Genomic DNA, 18,351 nt, shown 5'->3' on the forward strand with positions numbered 1-18,351 from the left:
CTAGGGCGGCGGCCCCCGGGGCGGGATGTCCGTCTCACGCTCACAGCAGGTCCGCGCCGAGCTTCACCACCAACACCGCCACCACGACCAGGAACACCACCCGGACGAACCCACTCCCCCGGGCCACCGCCGTTCGCGCCCCCAGGTACGCCCCGGCGATGTTGGCCACCCCGACCAACAACCCGAGGATCCACAGCGGCGCGCCCTGCACGGTGAAGACGATCAGCGCCCCCAGGTTGGTCGCCGCATTGACGATCTTGGCCTGCGCGGACGCCTCCAGGAACGCGTACCCGAGCACCCCGACCAGCGCGATCACCAGGAAGGATCCGGTGCCCGGACCGAGCAACCCGTCATAGGCACCGATCCCCAAGCCGAGCCCCAGCGCCACCAGCAGGTGTGTCCGGCCCTGCCAACGCAGTTCGGTCGCACGGCCCACTGTCGGCCGCGCCACCGTGTATGCCGCCACCGCCACCAACGCGATCAGGATCACCGGGATGAACACGTCCTCCGGCAACGAGGACGCCAACGCAGCCCCACCTCCGGCACCGATCAACGCGGATAATGCCATCGGCCCAGCCGTGTGCAGATCGGGGTGCACCCGGCGGTAGAACGTCGCCGCGCTCACCGAGGTGCCCATGATCCCGGCCAGCTTGTTGGTGGCCAGCGCTTGGACCGGACTGATCCCGGGGATAAGCAGCAGTGCGGGCAGCTGAATCAGTCCGCCACCGCCGACCACCGCATCCACCCACCCGGCGGTGAAACCGGCCAGCACCAGCAGGAGCACGGCGGTGACCGAGAGGTCGAGGCCGGAGACGGTCATGGCGCCTATCCAACCGGGTGCCCACTCAATCGACCACAGAAGTCCACTCTGGCCTACTCACCGCCTTCTAGGGTCGAGCGCATGACTGCCTCTACGTCGTTGCTCGCCGCCATCGAGGTGTTCCGTGAGCTGGGGTGGGACACCGCCACACCCGCCGACGCCCCCCACCTCCCGCTGGGTACTCCGGACCAGCAGGCCGTGGCGAAGCGGGGGCTGAAGTCCGGCGACTGGGTCGAGACCGGTCAGACCGGGAAGAACAGCTGGGGCGTGGTCTGGTCCGTCGATGTGGACCGCCCGATGCTCGGGCTGTTCGCGGTGCGGGTTGGTGTGGATGCCCGTCGGGCCGCCGCCGTGATGCCGAGCGCGCACGCGGTGGACGACGAGCTGGCCACCGAGGTCCTGGCCCAGCGCGGGCCGGTCTTCGCCGAGCAGTTCATCGCCCAGGCCTGTGTCCCGACCCGGCGGATCTGGACCCACGACACCACGGCCTTCGCGGGATCGGCGGTCCGATTGGTGATCCGGCACGGGCTGTCGGTGCCGGAGAACCTGGACTACCTCAAGGACTGGGCGACCTACGCGGCGGGCGCGCTCACCGACGGTGCCGCCGGGGAACTGGTGCCGAAGGACCGCGGGTGGATCCCGGCGGAGGACCTGGCACCTCGGTACGCCGAGCACGCCCGGGCCGCCGTCGCCGCTGGAGTGCCCGCCACTGGACCGTTCGCCGCCACCCTCGGCCCGGCCGCCGAGCGTGGGTGGATCGACCGGGCGGAGGCGCTGGACCTCGCGTTCACCGGGCTCGACACCGCGCAGCGTCCCGGCGACCGCAAGGCCTGGGCGCAGTTGATCGCCGGGGCACTCGCTGCCACCGGTGAGGAGATCGCCGCCCGAGCCACCGCACTGCTGCCGGTCCTGGCGCAGGGCGATGCTCCGGTGATCGAGGCGCTGGCCCCCGCGCTGATCCAGTTCGGAACGGATGAGCAGGTGGTGGAACTGCTCGGCACCACGCTCTTGATCTCCAGCACCAAGGCCCGTCGACTGCTGCTGACCACCGCCGCCCGTCGACCCGCCCCTGCGATCACCCCGGACGATCCGCTGGTCGAGACGCTGGCGGAGCTGACCACCGACCCCAGACCAGCTCTGGCACAGGCAGCCACCACACTGGCCGCCGCCTGGTCCGTGCCGGTGACGGCTCCGGAGCCCGAGCCGACCCTGGTCCGCGGGCTCTGGCAGTCCACTCCGCCACTGTGGACGGTGCCACGATTCGACGCGGGCGAGGCGACGCCGGAGCGGGTGACCGACACCCTTGGGCGGGTCGGTGGACCGCACGGCACCGCGGACCCGGTCGACTTCGAGCAGCTGCTGACCCTCACCGTCCAGCTGGCCCATCGGGACCCGGAGGCAGCCCGACAGGCGCTGTCCGGGATCGGGCACCGGATCGATCCGTGGCTGCATGGCCTGTCGTCCTGGGTGAACCGACGGACCGCGGAGTTCCTGGAGATTGAGGGGCGGAAGATCGTTTCCGACCCGGAGCCCGCCCGGAACATCGGCGTCGCCGATCGGCTGGGCGCGATCCCGGTGCTGCTGTCCGCTCCGAGCTGGGTGGACCTGCGGATCGACCCCGCCGACCTGGTTGACCGGCTGCGGCAGTACCAGCGCCTGCGCCGGGTGCCGGTGGTGGAGGCCGACCTGTTGCTGGCGATGCTGCGGACCGACGGCGACCTGCTGACCCCGGACCTGCGCGCCGCCTTGGCCGACCTCACCGTGCCGATCCAGCGCCAGGACGGCAGCCGGATGGAGCTCACGGCGGGCCCGGCGGTCCTGGCGTACCTGGACGATCCGCTGATCGAACCGCAGCTGACGGCCAGCGTCGGTCGCCCCTGGTGGCACGTCGAATCTGAGACCGTCCCGGCGTCACTCGCCGCGTTCCCTGATCGGTTCCGGGCACGCCTGGACTCCCTGACCGTGCCCTGCCGGATCGATCCGGACCGTGGAGTCGGGGCCGGGCACGTCCCGCTCTGGCATCAGGTTCGACGCCGCGCACCCTTCGGTCCGGGCAGCACGCTGCAGGTCCTCACCGCGGTTCGGGACGCCGACCCGGACCGGGCCGCCGAGACCGCCGATGCCGCGCAGCTCGCCTGGGAACGCGGGCTCCTGCGCCCCGGGGTCGCCGACATTCGCTACTTGGATTGGCGCACCTCTCCACCGTCGAATCTGGCGAGTTTCGCCGCCACCTGCCGCGACCTGGCCGAGGTCGGTCTGCTGCCGGTGGTCTGGCCAGTGCTGGACGACCTGATCGCGGACGGTCTGACCCGGACCCGCATGCCCGCCGGGACCGTCGAGCTGGTCACCGTCCTGCACGATTTCCTGCCCGAGGTCACCGACCCCGCGGCGCTGGCACTGCCCGGTGTGCGGGCACTGGCGGGGAAGGGCGGATCATCCCGCGCGGTCGCTCTGGCCCGGACGGTCGTGGCCCAGCTGCCGGAGGCGACTGTGGTGGTCCCCGAGGCCCCGACCACGGTGGCGCCGGACCAGATCGCGCTTTGGCCTGAATCAGCGGGCAGCGCGCCCGCCGTCGTGGACGACCTCCGCCTCGTTGCCGGGTGGGACGACCCCGAGGAGCGGTCCAAGCGGGTCGTCGTCGATCTCACATCGCCGGAGGGCGAACGCTTTCGGGTGTCCAAGGGCTGGTACTACGACCTGGAGTCCGAGGGTCAGTGCCAGGCCTATCCCTGGACCGCGGACACCCCACCGATGATGGGGCGGGGCAAGACAGTCTGGCTGCGGTGGATCGACGGTCGACTGGAGGTCGGTGAGCACCGTCACCCGGCCAAAGGAACCGATGCCCCGCACACAGCCGGTCGCATGGGGCCGCTCACCACCTCGATGGTCGCGGTGGTGCTGTGCGGGCTCTGCCACGACGGCACTGACACCGCGTACGCGATCCATCGCATGTTCACGAACGGGCAGATCGGCTGGGCCTCGGTCCGGGCAGTGCTGCCGGTGCTGCTCGATCAGCCGGCGATCATCCCGGCGCGCTTGACCCGTCCGCTCACCGACGACGCGGCAGCGCTGCCGACCCTGTGGCCGGTGTTGACCGAGTCGATCCGGCACGCCGCCACCCTCGACGGCACCGCACCGCGTTGGCTCAACACCGTGCTCGACGTCGCACTGCACCACGCCCCGCTGCTGCGCTGGGCCGCAGCGGAAGGCCGAATCCCAGCGGAGGACGCCACCTGGCCCGGACTGGCAGAGATCGCGGGGCGGGGCGGGTCGACAGCGGCGGTGCGGAAGGCGCGGGATCTGCGGGAGGAGCTAGGGCTCGACGAGCGACACCAGGTCACACCCGCGGGCGCCGGACGGTAACCGTGCTGGGTCTGCTGGACTGATCGGCGGCTCAGGCGCGCGAGTCCACCCCGTGTGCGCTCAACACCGCCAGACCGAGTCGTCGCAGCGCCGCACCGGCATCGGCGGCACCCGCATACCCGGCGACCATCGCCCCGTCGCGGGCCAGCACCAGCTCCAGCGCCGCCTGCTCCGGATCAGTTGATCCAGCCTGGACCAGCAAGGACGCAGCGGTCCGCGTCAGCCACTCCCGGTGCTCGGCCACCACGGCGCGCACCGGGTGCTCCGGGTCCGCGTACTCAGCGGCGGCGTTGATGAACGGGCAGCCGCGGAACCCCGGTCGGCAGGATTGGTCACCGAGGGAGTCGGCGTACAGCCGCAGGACACCGACCGGGTCGTCCGGGTGCTCGGTCCGGCTCTGCTCGACGGCGGCGCGCTCAGTGGCCGCGAGCGCACGCAGGTAGGCGACCACCAGGTCGTCCTTGGTGCCGAAGTGCCGGTAGAAGGTCACTTTGCTGACCCCCGCCGCGGCGATCACCCGGTCCGCCGACACCGCGCGGATGCCCTCGGCGTAGAACAGCCTGCTGGCCGCCGCCAGGATGCGCACACCGACCGGCGAGGCAGGCAACACGGACTCGGGCGGCGTGGCCAGAGGTGCCCACGGGTCGATGTCGACGCTGGTGGTCATCGCCACGCTCCTCCATGCGGTTGCCGGGTCCGGAAGTCTTGCACGGTGTTCCACCCCATGGTCTAGTAGACGTACTAGTTCGTCTACCTGAGGAGTCGCTATGAGCGCCATCTACACCGCCACCGCCACCTCCACCGGCGAGGGCCGTCGCGGCGGGCAGGTCGTCAGCAGCGACGGCGCGCTCGACCTGACCCTCGCGGTCCCCACCGAGATGGGCGGCGCGGGTGGCGGCACCAACCCGGAGCAGCTGTTCGCCGCCGGATGGTCGGCCTGCTTCCACTCCGCGATGAAGTCCGTGGCCGCGGCGGAGAAGATCCAGCTCCAGGACTCCGCCGTCGTCGCCGACATCACCCTGCTGCCCCACGGCGAGCAGGGCTTCACTATCTCCGCCGCGCTGCACGTGGAGATCGGTGGCCTCGATCAGGCTGCCGCGGAGGCGCTCGTCGCCAAGGCCCACCAGGTCTGCCCGTACTCCAATGCCACCCGGGGCAACATCGAGGTCACGCTGGAGACCACGGTCGCCTGACACTCGTCGTCGCGGGGTCGGCACTCATCACGGCCCCGCGACGCACTCCCCCGGGCACTCGTGGCCCTACCGTCAGGGACATGCGCAGCTTCGCCGAGTCCTCGACCCTCACCGTTGACGGTCTGGACCTGGCCCTCGCCCCTGGGCTCACCCCCGACGGGATCGTCGCCCGCCCGAGCTTCTTCCACGGCTTCGCCACCCGACCGCAGGTGGTGGCCCGTGGCCTGGTCACGCTGGCGGACATCACCGCCACCCGGTACTTCCAGTACACGCCCACGGCCCAGCGCGATCCGGTGCTCACCGCCCAGGGCGACCGGCTGCGCGCCGAGTGCTTCTCCGCCTGCAACGGTGTCTACGCCCGGCTCGACCTGCTCGGCACCGGATTCGACGGGGGCGACATCGCCCGTGGCACCACCAACGTCGACATCGGGGCCACGATGCGGTCCGCGCTCACCGAGGTCGCGCGTGACCAGTTGCTGCACCTCGATGTCGGCTCAGACGGACTCGCGGTGTCCAGCCCGGAGCACACCGCCGTGGAACGCCCGGTGCAGATGCCCGACCGCTGGGTGCGCGCGCTGGGCAACGCCGCCGAACTGCACCACGGGCTGCCGGAGGCCTTCACGCTGACCGGGATGGCGGCCCGCCAGTTCGTCGCCGCACTGCCCGCCGCGACCGGCACCGGACGGGACGGCTGGCTCGCCCCTACCCGCACCGGGGTGCGGCTGACACCGCGTCGGACACCCGGCGCGGTGCATATCGCCGGGCTGCACCGGCTCAGCGCGGTCAAGCGGATGCTCAGCCAGCTGCGCGACGTCCGGGTCTACGGCACCGACGAGCCCGGCCCCGTACTGGTCGAGTTCGGCCTTCCCGAGGCCCGGCTGACCCTCGGACTGACTGAGGAGTCCTGGCGCGGGCACTCCGGGGAGGGCGCCCTCCTGACCGCCCTGGCGGGTGCCGAGGTGCTGGCTGACGCTGACCTGATCAGCGCGCTGCTGGCCTTCGAGCCCGTGATCGAGGTGCCCCGACTGGCGCGGGAAGCCGCGCTGGATGAGGACGCGGTGCACCAAGCGTTGGCGGTGCTGGCCGTCTCCGGGCGGGTCGGCTGGGACGCACACGACCGGGCCTGGTTCCACCGCGAGCTGCCGGATGAGCCGGACCGGGTGGAGAAGGACAACCCCCGTCTGGTCACCGCCCGACGACTGGCCGAGGCCGGGAAGGTCCACTCCACAGCCGACGGAGTGTGGCTGGTCGGCAGCTCCCGGGGAGCCGTCGAACACCGCGTGCAGCTGGAACCGGACTCACGCTGCACCTGCCCGTGGTGGCTCAGGCACGGCAACGGCCGCGGGCCCTGCGCCCACGTCCTGGCCGTGCGGATGAGTCAGGACGGCTGACCCTCAGGGTTGCAGCGCGTCGTACTCCGCCTCAGCGGCCACATCGTCCTCGACGTCCAACCGCAAGTGCCCGAGCAGGCTCTGCAACGCGCGCAGGGTGCTCGAGGCCCGCTCACCCCACACCGACAGGTAGGAGAACTGCCACCACCACAGCGCCTCCAACACAGCACCTGCCTCCGCGTGCCGCAGGCCCTGCACCACCGCCTGCGCCACGGCGACCAGATCGCCGGAGATGGTGGAGGTGGTCAACTCCGGACCCATCAGCGGGTCGACCACCTCGGCGTATTCGTCGATGCCCTCCAACGCATTCGCCAACGCGGCGCGCAGCGGCTCGACATCCGGGTCCGGGCCGACATCCGGCTCGAAGCGCTCCGCGGGCACCACGTCCACGATGGCCCCCAACCGGGCACCGACCGCGAGCAGATCAGAGACGGCGAGCAGCAGCAGCGGGATCGCCGCCTCCGGATTCGACCCAGCACCGACCTCGGTCACCGTGCTGAGGAATCGACGCACCTCGGACTGCGCCGCGTCGGCCAACTCGACCAGGTCGGCGGCATCGTCGGCGGTCACCACGTCGGGCTCGTCGACGGGGCGTTGCGGGTCACCGGGTCCGGCCATGGAGACATGGTGCACCGTGTCCCTGTGCACCGCAGCGGCAGCGCCGGACCGTGAGGCCCTTCCCTCCGCAGATCCGGTGGTGAGGCCCTGCGTCGAGTCGGTGACCGCTCTACGCCGAGATCCGGCGGCGCCCCTCGAATGCGCGGCCGAGCGTGACCTCATCGGCGTACTCCAGGTCACCGCCCACTGGCAGCCCGGAGGCCAGGCGGCTGATCGTCAGCCCCATCGGCACCAGCAGCCGGGCCAGGTAGGTCGCGGTGGCCTCACCCTCGACATTGGGGTCGGTGGCCAGGATGACCTCGGTGACCGTGCCATCGGCAAGGCGGGTCATCAGCTCCTTGATCCGCAGGTCGTCCGGCCCGATACCCGCGATCGGATTGATCGCCCCACCGAGCACGTGGTACTTGCCCCGGAACTCCCGGGTCCGCTCGATGGCGACCACGTCCTTGGGCTCCTCGACCACGCAGATCACCGCGGGCGACCGGCGCGGGTCCTGGCAGATCCGGCACAGGTCCGCCTCGGCGACATTGCCGCAGACCGTGCAGAACTTGACCCGGGCCTTCACCTCGGTGAGCGCATCGACCAGCCGCTTCACGTCCTCACCGTCCAAGGCGAGGATGTGGAACGCGATCCGCTGCGCGCTCTTCGGCCCGACACCGGGCAACCGGCCGAGCTCGTCGATCAGGTCCTGGACCGCGCCTTCATACACCCGCACAGCCTACGGCCCGCCGCCCACGACCAGCCATCGGGTGATCCGCAACGGGAAGCTGCACAGCTGGATCCTGCGGGACGCCTCCGGCGCGGAAGCCGACAAGCACGCGGCGCTGCGTCACATGGACGAACAAGAGTCGCGGCACTTCGAGGATGGCCTCGCGCCGTTCATGACCGAACCCGGGCAGGTCAACCCGCCTTGCCGAGGTAGTCGCGCAGGGCCGCACGGACCAAGGCACTGCGAGTCATGCCGCGTGCAGCTCGGACCCGCTCGATGTCGAGGTCCGTCTGGTCGTCGACGGCGACGTTCACCCGCGGTGAGCGCTCACCTTTGACCCCAGGGTGTCCGCCCAGGCGCGGTCGGCCGCCTACGCGGCGTTCCAGCTCGTTCAGGTCGATGCCGGCAGCCGCGAGTAGTGCGCTGCCGTCTGCGGCAGCGTGGTCGCCGGTGACGGCGCGGCGCGGCTGGAAGTCTCCGGCCTCGGCCCAGTCGGTGAGGGCCTGGCGCTGATCAGTGCTCATCGTTCCTCCTGGTATCCGACGGCTTGGCTGGTGCTGACTCGTAGTGGCATGACGTGGAAGATCAGGACCTCCGCGGGCGGAGTGATCTCCACCAGGATCTCCAACGTCCCGTACCTGCTCGGTCCGATGTAGAGCCGTGGCGACCGCTGATGAGGGGGCCTGGGCTCACCGAAGTCCTCGTACATGGCATGGGCGTGCGCGATCGCGTAGAGCACTTCATCGCGTGGGATCCCGCGCTTCTCCGCACTCTCAGCCCATGTCACAGCCATCACGGAATTGTCGCACACAACCCTTGGGTTTTGTCCACTAAAACCTGCCGTGGGTTGCAGAGGTACCAGGAGCTGACTCCGCCAGATTGCTGCCCTAGGCCGACCAGCATCCTTCGATGGAAGGTCGAGTGTGCGGCTTGGGGACCACCGGGTGCGGGAGCTTCCATAGGGCGCACGTCCCCAGCCGACGAGGCCTTCCTCGTTCACGCTCATCCCTGGTAGGGCCTGCCAGTCCGCGCTCACATCGGGTCGTCGATCTGCTCCTCGATGATCACGCCGCCGAGCGCCTGCGCGACCAGCGGAATGCCGGCCATGCCGGAGGATCCGATGTCCGGGTCGTCCATCGACGGCTCGTCGTCGGCCCAGTTCGGCCCGGAGGGGGTGGCGGTGGCGCGCTGTGCGGGCTCGCGGACCATCGCGGCGCGCACTCGGTCAGCACCGGACAGCGTGGTGGCCGGGGTCGACGAGGGCGCCGTCGAGTGGGTGGCGGTGCTCCGGGAACTGCCTGCGCTGGCCGACTGGGAAGCACCGGTCCGGGGAGACGTGGGCGACGCCCAGGGGTCCTCGGGCGGTTCCCCCGCACCCGGGTCGTCCGGGTGCTCGTCCCACGGCGGTGGCGGCTCGTCCGCCACGGGCGGTTGTGGTTCGGCCTGACGCGCCGCAGGGGAATGCGCGTCGGCGGGCGTGGTGCCGAGCCGAGCGTCGGTTGTCGTCGAGCGGACTGGCGCGGTCGGTGCGGGAGTCGAGGTCGCGTCTCCTGTCGCCGAGCCCCCGTCACTCGGAGCACCCGGCGTCGAGCGAACGTGGCTCGCGGCATCGGCGGGTCCGTCAACGCTGCGCGCGTCGGATGTCGGCGTCGTCGCCGCGCTGGGCTCGGCTGCGGGGCGTTCCCCGGACGCGGGCCCGGGGATCACCGCGACGGCGGGCCACTCGACGTCGGCGGTGCCCTCCGCGTCAGCGGGAGTCTCACTCGTCGCCGCCGGGGCGGCGCTGGTCCCGTCGGACCCCGTCGCGGTGCCGGGGATGGGGGCGACGTCAGGCCAGTCGGTCGAGGCGGCAGCCGGAGCCGTCGAGCCCTGCGGAGCAGTTGCCTTCTCGTTCCCGCGGGCAGGACCGCTGACCGGGTTCGGCGGGTCAGCCTGCTCGGTGGTCGGTGCCGCTGGCTCTGCCGGTGCATCGGTCGATGCGGGCGCGTCGGTCGGAGCCGGTGTCGCGGTCGGGACGGCCTGCGCCCAGGGATCCGCCGGAGCGTCGTGGTCAGCGGCGGGCAGGACATCGGGAGAGTCTGCGGAGTCGTGTTCCCGCGAGGCGGCGACCGGGCGCGGCTGCGCCGTGCGGTCCGACTCGATCGGACGCGACTCGGCGGCCGGGGCGGGGCGGTTCCCAGCGGGGGTGTCGCCGGCGAGCACACCCTCGACCCGGACGTCGAAGCCCAGGGTCTCGCGCACCGCTTGGTGCACCAGCTCCGCGTGCTGGCCCGCGCGGAACGCCGTCGCCAGGCCGGGCGCGGTGAAGCCGAGCGTGAGGGTGGTGGCATCCAGGGTGACGACCTGCGCGTTCTGGCTGATCAGCACCCAGGTGGTCTTCTTCAACCGGGCCAGCGTCTCCAACACCTCGGGCCAGCGGCGGCGCAGCATCTCGGTGTCCTGGCCCGCGCCGGTCTGCGCGGAGGTCGCCGTGCCGGGGTCTGCGGGTGCGCCGCCAGCGGGCACCGAACTGCTCGCCGTGTCCGGGTCTTCGGTCGGGGTGTCGGCCGACGAGACCTGCGGCGCAGCGGCCCGGGCGGAAAGCGACTCGACCGGCTGGGCAACGGTGGAGGTCGACGCGCCAGCGGAGGTGGCAGTCGGAACGTCCTCCCACCCGGCGGGCTCCTGGCGAGCTCCAGACGGCACATCGGTGGCGTCCTGCGGGCTCAGGCCGGGAGCAGCGCCCGCGACTCCCGTGGTACCGACCGGGGTCTCGACGGCCTGCTTGGCAGCCGGAGTCATCGCGGTTTGCCCGGCACCCGGGCTCATGACGGCCTGGGCGGCGTCAGGAGCCTCGACAGCCCCTCCGGCACCTGGGGTTGCGGTGGCGTGTGCGGCAGTGCCAGAGGTGCCAGAGGTGCCAGCGTCCTGCGCAGCGGCGGAATCGGGCCGTCCAGCCGAGGCTTCGCGGGTGCCCGGGGCACTCGACCCGTCGGATGCTCCCCCGGCCTTCCCCGCCGTCATTGCCGCCCGAGCCAGCGCGGCTCCACTGGTCGCGGTCTCCGGGCGGGCAGGCGCCGCTGACTCGGCCGGCCCGGTCACCACGGTGACCCGCTCCACCGGGGTCGCGGGGCTGACAGCATTTGCGGGCGCGGCCGACACCCCGATGCGTTCCAGCCGGTCGACTCGGGCACCGAGCCCGGCGGAGGAGTCGTCCATCGCGGGCAGCAACAGGCGGGCCATCAGCAGCTCGAGGTGCAGCCGCGGGGAGGTGGCGCCGGACATCTCGGTGAGGGCGGCATTGGCCAGGTCGGCGGAGCGGGACAGTTCGGAGGCACCGAGGTGTTGGGCCTGGGTGCGCATCCGGGCGAGCTGATCCCCGGGAATGTCGCGCAGCACGGCCTCGGCTGCATCGCCGGAGGCCTGGAGGACGATCAGGTCGCGCAGTCGCTCCAGCAGGTCCTCGACAAAGCGCCGGGGCTCATGCCCGGTGGAGATGACTCGTTCGACCACTCGGAACGCGCTGGCCCCGTCGCGGGCGGCGATCGCCTCGATCAGGTCATCCAGCAGGGAGGCGTGGGTATAGCCGAGCAGCGCCACCGCGTCCTCGTAGACCAGGCCCTGCGGACCGGAGCCCGCGATCAGCTGGTCGAGAACGGACAACGAGTCACGCACCGACCCGCCACCGGCGCGGACGACCAGCGGCAGCACACCCGATCCGACCGTGATTCCCTCGGTGCCGCAGATCTGCCCGAGGTAATCGGTCATGATCTCCGGCGGCACCAGGCGGAACGGGTAGTGGTGGGTGCGGGAGCGGATGGTGCCGATCACCTTGTCCGGCTCGGTGGTCGCGAAGATGAACTTCACGTGCTCCGGCGGCTCCTCGACGATCTTGAGCAGCGCGTTGAACCCCTGGGGCGAGACCATGTGCGCCTCGTCCAGGATGAACACCTTGTATCGGTCCCGGGCGGGGGCGAAGGTGGCGCGTTCACGCAGGTCACGGGCGTCGTCGACCCCACCGTGGCTGGCGGCGTCGATCTCCACCACGTCCAGGCTGCCGGGGCCGCCGCGGGCCAGCTCGACGCAGGATTCGCACACGCCGCACGGGGTGTCGGTGGGGCCCTCCGCGCAGTTCAGGCAGCGGGCGAGGATGCGCGCGCTGGTCGTCTTGCCGCAGCCGCGCGGGCCGGAGAACAGGTACGCGTGGTTGATCTGCCCACTGCGCAGTGCCTGGCGCAGCGGCCCGGTGACGTGGTCCTGCCCGACGACCTCGGCGAAGGTCTCGGGCCGATAGCGGCGGTACAGGGCGGTCGTCACCCCGTGAACTCTAGTTGGCCGGACCCACACCCGGTGGCAGGACGCCGAACGATACGAGACGGTAACCAGCCAACCGGTGAGATCGTGGTGACCGACTGGCGAGACCGCTGCTATCGTCCTTTTCCGACCGCCCCCGAACGGGACAGGAGTCCGGCTCGTGATCAGCCACACCGCTTCCCAGCGCCGCGCGCACTCGATGTGCGCCATGGCCGGGACCATGTGTGCCTGCATGTGCCAGATGGGCGCTTGTCAGCGAATGTGCTGACGCTGCTCACGCAGCACTCGGGCCCTCCTCCGGTGGTTCCCGCCCGGCGCACGTTCTGTGCCGCCCGGCACTCGTCCTGACCTGAACGGGACGTGGAGCACTCCGGTCGCGGGCCACCCCCGGGCCGCTGTCCGTTGCCGCCCGGCATCCCCCGCACCTCACCGGCGTCGGCCCGTGCCCTCAGCCGCCGGTTCCACCTGGAAGGCTCCACCATGAAGCGCACTCTGACCGCAGCTCTGTCCGCCGTCACCCTCGCGGTGCTCGCGGCCTGCTCCTCCGGCTCACCGCAGGCCGTCCCCACCGAGGCGAGCACCGAGGACCCGGTCACCGTGACCATCGGCGTGACGGACATCGACAAGGACTACTGGGACACCTTCACCGAGTTGGCCGCGGAGGAGGGCATCACCGTCGAGCTGAAGAACTTCACCGACTACCAGCAGCCCAACCCGGCGCTCAGCAACGGGCAGCTCGACCTGAACCAGTTCCAGCACCTGCTGTTCCTGGCCAACTACAACGAGAACTCCAACGATGACCTGGTCGCCATCGGTAGCACGGTGATCTACCAGCTCGGCCTCTACACGGAGAAGGGCTACGCCACCCCGGACGACATCCCGGACGGCGCGCAGATCGCCATCCCGAACGACCCGACCAACCAGGCCCGCGCGCTGCTGGTGCTCCAGTCCGCTGGCCTGATCAGTCTCAAGGACGGCGGCAATGCGCTGTCCACCCCGGCCGAGGTCGTCGCCGAGGACTCCCGGGTGCAGGTCGTGCCGGTCGACGCGAACCAGACCGCGGTGCAGCTGCGCAGCCTGGACGGCGCGGTGATCAACAACAACTTCGCGGCGGACGCCCAGATCGACCCGACCACGGCGATCTACTCCGACCTGGAGGACACCGATACCGCACGCCCGTATGTGAATGTCTTCGCCGCCCGCGCCGAGGACGCTGACAACCCGCTGTTCGCCACGCTGATCGAGATCTACCACCGGCCCGAGGTGATCGACCAGGTGCTGGAGTCCAACAAGGGCACCGCGGTGGAGCAGGACCTGACCGCCGATGAGCTGTCCACCAGCCTGGGCGAGCTGCAGGACCTGGTCGGCGACGCCAGCTGATCCGCAGCTGATCCGCACCGTGACCGGGCGGAGCCGCAGCCGCCCGGTCACGAGGATCTCACTGCCGCCGACTCGCGCAGTGGCCCCCGATCCCCGCACTCTGGTCCGCGACCCTGCGACCACCTGGATGGTGAACCCCCGATGACCGCCATGGTCTCCCTGCACGAGGTGTCGAAGACCTTCGACGCCACCTCATCGAAAGCCGCCGCCGTGCACGCGGTGGACGGCGTCTCCCTCGAGATCGAGCGCGGTGACGTCTTCGGCGTGATCGGCTACTCCGGTGCCGGCAAGAGCACGCTGGTCCGATTGATCAACGCCCTGGAGCGGCCGACCTCCGGGCGGGTGGTGGTCGACGGTGTGGACCTGACCGGGCTGTCCGAGCGTGGACTGCGGCCTGCCCGCGCCGGGATCGGCTTCATCTTCCAGCAGTTCAACCTGCTGCGGTCCCGCACGGTGGCCGGGAACATCGCCTACCCGTTGAAGGTCGCCGGGTGGCCGCGGGAGAAGCGCGCCGCCCGGGTGGCCGAGCTGTTGGAGTTCGTCGGCCTGGCGGATAAGGCCCGGCAGTACCCGGACCAGCTGTCCGGTGGGCAGAAGCAGCGGGTCGGCATCGCGCGGGCGCTGGCCACCAACCCGGCGCTGCTGCTGGCCGATGAGGCGACCAGCGCGCTGGACCCGGAGACCACCAAGGACGTGCTCGATCTGCTGCGGCGGGTGAACCAGGAGCTGGGCGTCACCATCGTGGTGATCACGCACGAGATGTCGGTGGTCTCCTACCTGTGCAACCGGGTCGCGGTGATGGAGGCCGGGAAGGTGGTGGAGCAGGGCTCGGTCTACGACGTCTTCGCCCGCCCCGTGCAGCCGGTCACCCGCCGGTTCATCGGCGCGGCCCTGCACGACCGGCCACGGCCGGACATCGTCGAACGGCTCCGGCAGCGACACCCCGGCAGGATCGTGACCGTGGCGATCCGCGAGTCCGACCAGCCTGGCATCTCCATCACCGAGCGGCTGCGCGCCCATGACGTGGACGGTGCGGTGGTCTACGGCGGCATCACCGAGGTCGGCTCCCGCCCGCTCGGGTCGCTGACGTTCGCCCTCACCGGCGACGACACCCGGATCGATGCGCTGATCGCCGACCTGCGGGCCCACACCGAGGTCATCGAGCACACGGAGGTGACGGCATGACCCCCGAACTGTGGCCGGTGCTGTGGACCGCCATCGGCGAGACCTTGCAGATGGCGGTGGCCGCGCTGGTGATTGGCGGCATCGCCGGTCTGCTACTCGGCATCGCGCTGTACGTCACTCGCCCGGGCAACCTGCTGTCCAACCGCCCGGTGTTCTACGTGTTGAACGTGCTGGTCAACATCGTCCGGCCGATCCCGTTCATCATCTTCATCACCGCGATCCAGCCGCTGACCCTCGCGATCACGGGGGTGTCCATCGGGATCGGGGCGGCGATCCCGGCGCTGGCGATCATGACCACCTTCGGCACCAGCCGGATCGTGGAGCAGAACCTGGTCGCGATGGACCCGGGTGTGATCGAGGCGGCCCGGGCGATGGGTGCGGGTCCGCTGCGGATCATCGCCACCGTGATCGTCCCGGAGACCCTCGGCCCGCTGATCCTGGGCTACACCTTCCTCTTTGTCGCGATCATCGACATGACCGCGATGGCCGGGGCGATCGGCGCCGGTGGTCTGGGTGACTTCGCGCTGGTGTACGGCTACCAGCGGTACGAGCCCGCGGTGACCTGGACCGCCGTGGCGGTGATCGTGATCCTGGTGCAGCTGGCGCAGTTCCTCGGCAACTGGCTGGCCCGGCGCGTGCTGCGGCGGTGAGTCGAGGTCCCGGCGCGTGCAGCCACGCGCCGGGACCGGCTCACAGCTTCTTGCCCGGGTTCAGGATCCCCCGCGGGTCCAGCACATCCTTGATCCCGCGCTGGATGTCCAGCACCCGCGCGCTCAGCTCACCGGGCAGCGCCCCGCGCTTTTCCACCCCGATCCCGTGCTCGCCGGTGACGGTGCCGCCGAGCTCCACCGCCAGGCCGAGGATGCGGGTGTGCGCGTCATGGGCAGCGTCGACCTGTGCCGGGTCGGCCGGGTCGAAGGCGATCACCGGGTGCAGGTTGCCGTCGCCGACGTGCCCGCCGGTGCCGATGGGCAGTCCGGTCTGAGCCGCGATGTCCGCGATCCGGTCCAGCAGCTCGGGGAGCCGGGTGCGGGGCACGGCAACGTCCTCGTTGATCGAACCACCACGCATGGCACGCATGGCCGGGTTCAGGGCACGACGGGCCCGCATCAGCTGGTGCAGCCGCTCCGGGTCGTGGGCGACGTCCACCGCGAGCGCCCCGTGCTGCTCGGCGATCTGCCGGTAGGCCTCGACATCGACCAGACCGGCGTCACCGGGTACATCGGTGATCGCAATCAACATCGCCTGCGCACCGACCGGCAGTCCGGCCTCCGGGTCGTGGGCGGCCAGCGCGTCCAGCACCACCCCGTCGACGAACTCCAACGTCGACGGCCGGTGCGGTCCGGCGATGACCGCGTTCGCGGCCTCAAGGGCAGCGGTGATCGAGTCGAAGGTCGCCGCCACGCCACGGTCCGGGCCCGGTGCGGGCAGGAGTCCGAGGGTGGCCTCGGTGACCACGCCCAGCGTGCCCTCGGAGCCGACCATCAGCCCAGTCAGGTCAAGACCGGCCACCGCCTTGACGGTGCCCGGCGCGGTGCGGATGACCGTGCCGTCGGCGAGCACCACCTCCAGCGCCCGCACGAAGTCCCGGGTCACCCCGTACTTCACGCAGCGCATCCCTCCGGCGTTGGTGGCGATGTTCCCGCCGATGGTGCTGATCGCGAAGGACGCGGGGTCCGGCGGGTAGAACAGGCCCTCGGCTGCCACCGCGTCCACCAGGTCCTTGGTGACGACACCGGGCTGGACCACCGCGACCTGGTCAACATGGTCGATCCGGTGGACGGCGGTCATCCGCTCCGTGGACAGCAGGATCGCGCCAGGCACGGCATTCGCTCCCCCGGCCAGGCCGGAGCGCAGCCCCTGCGGGACGACCGGTGTGCGGTGGGTGTGCGCGATCCGGAGCACGGCGGAGACCTGGGCAGTGTCCGCGGGCAGCACCAGCGCGAGCGGCTGGCCGGTGGGGGCGGTGGCGGAGCCGTCCTGCGCCCGGGCGGTGAGGCGCTCGGAGTCGGTGACCAGGGCGTCCGCGGGCAAGGCGGCACGCAGGTCGTCCAGCACCCGGGTCGAGTCGGCGGGCCCAGCAAGGTCACGGGTCGCTGCCCGGTCGGCAGGGGTCGGGGCGGTGGTCAGCGGGTCCGGGCTCATCAGGGCAACTTCACGTGCTCGGGGGTCAGCTGGTCGACGGACTGCACACCCAACAGGCGCAGCGTGCGGGCGATCTCGGTGGTGAGGATCTGCCCCACCCGGTCCACGCCGCGTTCACCACCGGCCATCAAGCCGTAGAGGTAGGCCCGGCCGAGCATGACGGCCTTGGCACCGAGGGCCAGCGCGGCGACGATGTCCGCCCCGGAGCTGAACCCCGTGTCGACGTAGACCTCGGCCCGGTCGCCCACCGCCGCCACCGTCTGGGGCACCAGAGTCAGCGGTACCGGCGCGCGGTCCAACTGCCGACCGCCGTGGTTGGACAGCACCACGGCGTCCGCGCCGGCCCCGACCACCCGCTCGGCATCGGCGACCGTCTGCACACCCTTGACCACCAGGGGGCCATCCCAGTGCTCGCGCACCCAGGCCAGGTCGTCCAGCTCGACGGTGGGGTCGAACATGTGCGCGGCCAACTCCTCGATGGTGCCCTGCCAGGAGTCCAGGGTGGCGAAGCGCAGTGGCTCGGTGGTCAGAAAGTTGATCCACCAGCTCGGGTGCAGCGCCCCGTCCAGGATCGTCTTGGCGGTGAGGGTCGGTGGAATGGAGAAGCCGTTGCGGTTGTCCCGCAGCCGTGCTCCACCCACCGGCACATCCACGGTGATCACCAGTGCCTCGTACCCGGCGGTCCGAGCCCGGTCCATCAGCTCCTCGGCGGCGGCCCGGTCCTTCCACACGTACAGGCCGAACCAGTTGCGGCCCTCCGGTGCGGCGTCGGTCAGCTCCTCGATGGAGGTCGTGCCCATCGTGGACAGCGTGTACGGCACCCCGGTGCGGGCGGCGGAGCGGGCCACGGCGGGTTCGCCCTCGTGCTGCATCATCCGGGTGAAGCCGGTCGGGGCGTAGATGAACGGGGCCTCGGCCCGGCGACCGAGCAGCTCGGTGCCGATGTCCACGCTGCCGACGTCGCGCAGCACGCTGGGCTGGAACTCCACCTCGCGCAGCACCCGACGGGCTTTGCGGATCGACACCTCGGCCTCGGCGGCACCGTCCACATAGTCGAAGATCGACCGCGGGGTGCGCGCCCGACCGATCCGGCGCAGGTCACCGATGGTGTACGCCCGGGACAACCGTCGGGCCACCGGGTCCAGCTCGACAGGCCGCATCCGCAACAGCGGTTTGAGCTCCGACCAGGTCTGCAACCGACGCGACACCAGGACACCTCCGCAGGTCGATGGGGATGCCAGCACCGTAGCGTCC

The 18,351-nt window shown here is 71.2% G+C and carries 15 protein-coding genes; 6 read left to right on the plus strand and 9 right to left on the minus strand.

The window, feature by feature from the left end:
• Nucleotides 1-40: 40 nt before the first annotated feature.
• Entirely contained in the window at nt 41-820 is a 780-nt protein-coding gene (locus AB0N78_RS12495; protein WP_363390557.1) for a TSUP family transporter, read from the minus strand.
• 81 nt (nt 821-901) lie between these two features.
• Here AB0N78_RS12495 and AB0N78_RS12500 point away from each other — a divergent pair, with 81 nt between their 5' ends.
• Complete coding sequence (locus AB0N78_RS12500; protein WP_363390560.1) at nt 902-4,183, plus strand: hypothetical protein; 3,282 nt, start codon at nt 902-904, stop codon at nt 4,181-4,183.
• A 31-nt stretch (nt 4,184-4,214) separates the two neighbouring features.
• Here the strand turns inward: AB0N78_RS12500 and AB0N78_RS12505 are convergent, their stop codons facing one another.
• Nucleotides 4,215-4,850, minus strand: coding sequence for a TetR/AcrR family transcriptional regulator (locus AB0N78_RS12505; protein ID WP_363390563.1), 636 nt, complete (start codon nt 4,848-4,850; stop codon nt 4,215-4,217).
• A gap of 100 nt (nt 4,851-4,950) precedes the next feature.
• Between AB0N78_RS12505 and AB0N78_RS12510 the strand changes: the two genes are divergently transcribed.
• Both AB0N78_RS12510 and AB0N78_RS12515 read left to right on the plus strand, forming a co-directional pair.
• A complete protein-coding gene (locus AB0N78_RS12510) occupies nt 4,951-5,376 on the plus strand; it encodes an organic hydroperoxide resistance protein (protein WP_363390566.1) in 426 nt (141 codons plus the stop codon).
• 80 nt (nt 5,377-5,456) lie between these two features.
• On the plus strand, nt 5,457-6,767 hold the full coding sequence (locus AB0N78_RS12515; protein WP_363390569.1) for an SWIM zinc finger family protein: 1,311 nt from the start codon (nt 5,457-5,459) through the stop codon (nt 6,765-6,767).
• Between the two features lie 3 nt (nt 6,768-6,770).
• Here the strand turns inward: AB0N78_RS12515 and AB0N78_RS12520 are convergent, their stop codons facing one another.
• The 5 genes from AB0N78_RS12520 to AB0N78_RS12540 form a co-directional block, all read right to left on the minus strand.
• Nucleotides 6,771-7,385: a DUF5063 domain-containing protein gene (locus tag AB0N78_RS12520; RefSeq protein ID WP_363390572.1), complete on the minus strand. Its 615-nt coding sequence runs from the start codon at nt 7,383-7,385 to the stop codon at nt 6,771-6,773.
• A 109-nt stretch (nt 7,386-7,494) separates the two neighbouring features.
• Entirely contained in the window at nt 7,495-8,094 is a 600-nt protein-coding gene (recR, locus tag AB0N78_RS12525; protein WP_363390575.1) for a recombination mediator RecR, read from the minus strand.
• Between the two features lie 191 nt (nt 8,095-8,285).
• Nucleotides 8,286-8,618: a ribbon-helix-helix domain-containing protein gene (locus AB0N78_RS12530; protein ID WP_363390578.1), complete on the minus strand. Its 333-nt coding sequence runs from the start codon at nt 8,616-8,618 to the stop codon at nt 8,286-8,288.
• Entirely contained in the window at nt 8,615-8,887 is a 273-nt protein-coding gene (locus AB0N78_RS12535; protein ID WP_363390581.1) for a hypothetical protein, read from the minus strand. Before AB0N78_RS12535 ends, AB0N78_RS12530 begins: the two co-directional genes overlap by 4 nt.
• A gap of 239 nt (nt 8,888-9,126) precedes the next feature.
• Nucleotides 9,127-12,390 (minus strand): DNA polymerase III subunit gamma and tau, encoded by a 3,264-nt coding sequence (locus AB0N78_RS12540; protein ID WP_363390584.1) that lies wholly within the window; start codon nt 12,388-12,390, stop codon nt 9,127-9,129.
• Nucleotides 12,391-12,867: 477 nt separating this feature from the next.
• On the opposite strand from AB0N78_RS12540, the gene AB0N78_RS12545 reads away from it, so the two are divergent.
• The 3 genes from AB0N78_RS12545 (at nt 12,868) to AB0N78_RS12555 (ending at nt 15,602) form a co-directional block, all read left to right on the plus strand.
• Nucleotides 12,868-13,767, plus strand: a complete 900-nt coding sequence (locus AB0N78_RS12545; protein WP_363390587.1) for a MetQ/NlpA family ABC transporter substrate-binding protein — start codon at nt 12,868-12,870, stop codon at nt 13,765-13,767.
• 150 nt (nt 13,768-13,917) lie between these two features.
• On the plus strand, nt 13,918-14,952 hold the full coding sequence (locus tag AB0N78_RS12550) for an ATP-binding cassette domain-containing protein (RefSeq protein ID WP_363391459.1): 1,035 nt from the start codon (nt 13,918-13,920) through the stop codon (nt 14,950-14,952).
• Entirely contained in the window at nt 14,949-15,602 is a 654-nt protein-coding gene (locus AB0N78_RS12555; protein WP_363390590.1) for a methionine ABC transporter permease, read from the plus strand. The genes AB0N78_RS12550 and AB0N78_RS12555 overlap by 4 nt, the downstream gene beginning before the upstream one ends.
• A gap of 40 nt (nt 15,603-15,642) precedes the next feature.
• Here the strand turns inward: AB0N78_RS12555 and AB0N78_RS12560 are convergent, their stop codons facing one another.
• Both AB0N78_RS12560 and AB0N78_RS12565 read right to left on the minus strand, forming a co-directional pair.
• Nucleotides 15,643-17,097 carry an FAD-linked oxidase C-terminal domain-containing protein gene (locus AB0N78_RS12560; RefSeq protein WP_363390593.1) on the minus strand — a complete coding sequence of 485 codons (1,455 nt, stop codon included), beginning with the start codon at nt 17,095-17,097 and terminating at the stop codon, nt 15,643-15,645.
• Nucleotides 17,097-18,305 carry an alpha-hydroxy acid oxidase gene (locus AB0N78_RS12565; RefSeq protein WP_363390596.1) on the minus strand — a complete coding sequence of 403 codons (1,209 nt, stop codon included), beginning with the start codon at nt 18,303-18,305 and terminating at the stop codon, nt 17,097-17,099. The genes AB0N78_RS12560 and AB0N78_RS12565 overlap by 1 nt, the downstream gene beginning before the upstream one ends.
• Nucleotides 18,306-18,351 lie beyond the last annotated feature (46 nt).

The organism is Cellulomonas sp. NPDC089187, assembly GCF_040685135.1.
Classification (GTDB): Bacteria; Actinomycetota; Actinomycetes; order Actinomycetales; family Cellulomonadaceae; genus Cellulomonas.

Excerpts from the sequence above, each read along its gene's own strand:
- AB0N78_RS12495 (WP_363390557.1), bottom strand. The coding sequence starts at position 820 with ATGACCGTCTCCGGCCTCGACCTCTCGGTCACCGCCGTGCTCCTGCTG.
- AB0N78_RS12500 (WP_363390560.1), top strand. The coding sequence starts at position 902 with ATGACTGCCTCTACGTCGTTGCTCGCCGCCATCGAGGTGTTCCGTGAG.
- AB0N78_RS12505 (WP_363390563.1), bottom strand. The coding sequence starts at position 4,850 with ATGACCACCAGCGTCGACATCGACCCGTGGGCACCTCTGGCCACGCCG.
- AB0N78_RS12510 (WP_363390566.1), top strand. The coding sequence starts at position 4,951 with ATGAGCGCCATCTACACCGCCACCGCCACCTCCACCGGCGAGGGCCGT.
- AB0N78_RS12515 (WP_363390569.1), top strand. The coding sequence starts at position 5,457 with ATGCGCAGCTTCGCCGAGTCCTCGACCCTCACCGTTGACGGTCTGGAC.
- AB0N78_RS12520 (WP_363390572.1), bottom strand. The coding sequence starts at position 7,385 with ATGGCCGGACCCGGTGACCCGCAACGCCCCGTCGACGAGCCCGACGTG.
- AB0N78_RS12530 (WP_363390578.1), bottom strand. The coding sequence starts at position 8,618 with ATGAGCACTGATCAGCGCCAGGCCCTCACCGACTGGGCCGAGGCCGGA.
- AB0N78_RS12535 (WP_363390581.1), bottom strand. The coding sequence starts at position 8,887 with ATGGCTGTGACATGGGCTGAGAGTGCGGAGAAGCGCGGGATCCCACGC.
- AB0N78_RS12545 (WP_363390587.1), top strand. The coding sequence starts at position 12,868 with ATGAAGCGCACTCTGACCGCAGCTCTGTCCGCCGTCACCCTCGCGGTG.
- AB0N78_RS12550 (WP_363391459.1), top strand. The coding sequence starts at position 13,918 with ATGGTCTCCCTGCACGAGGTGTCGAAGACCTTCGACGCCACCTCATCG.
- AB0N78_RS12555 (WP_363390590.1), top strand. The coding sequence starts at position 14,949 with ATGACCCCCGAACTGTGGCCGGTGCTGTGGACCGCCATCGGCGAGACC.
- AB0N78_RS12560 (WP_363390593.1), bottom strand. The coding sequence starts at position 17,097 with ATGAGCCCGGACCCGCTGACCACCGCCCCGACCCCTGCCGACCGGGCA.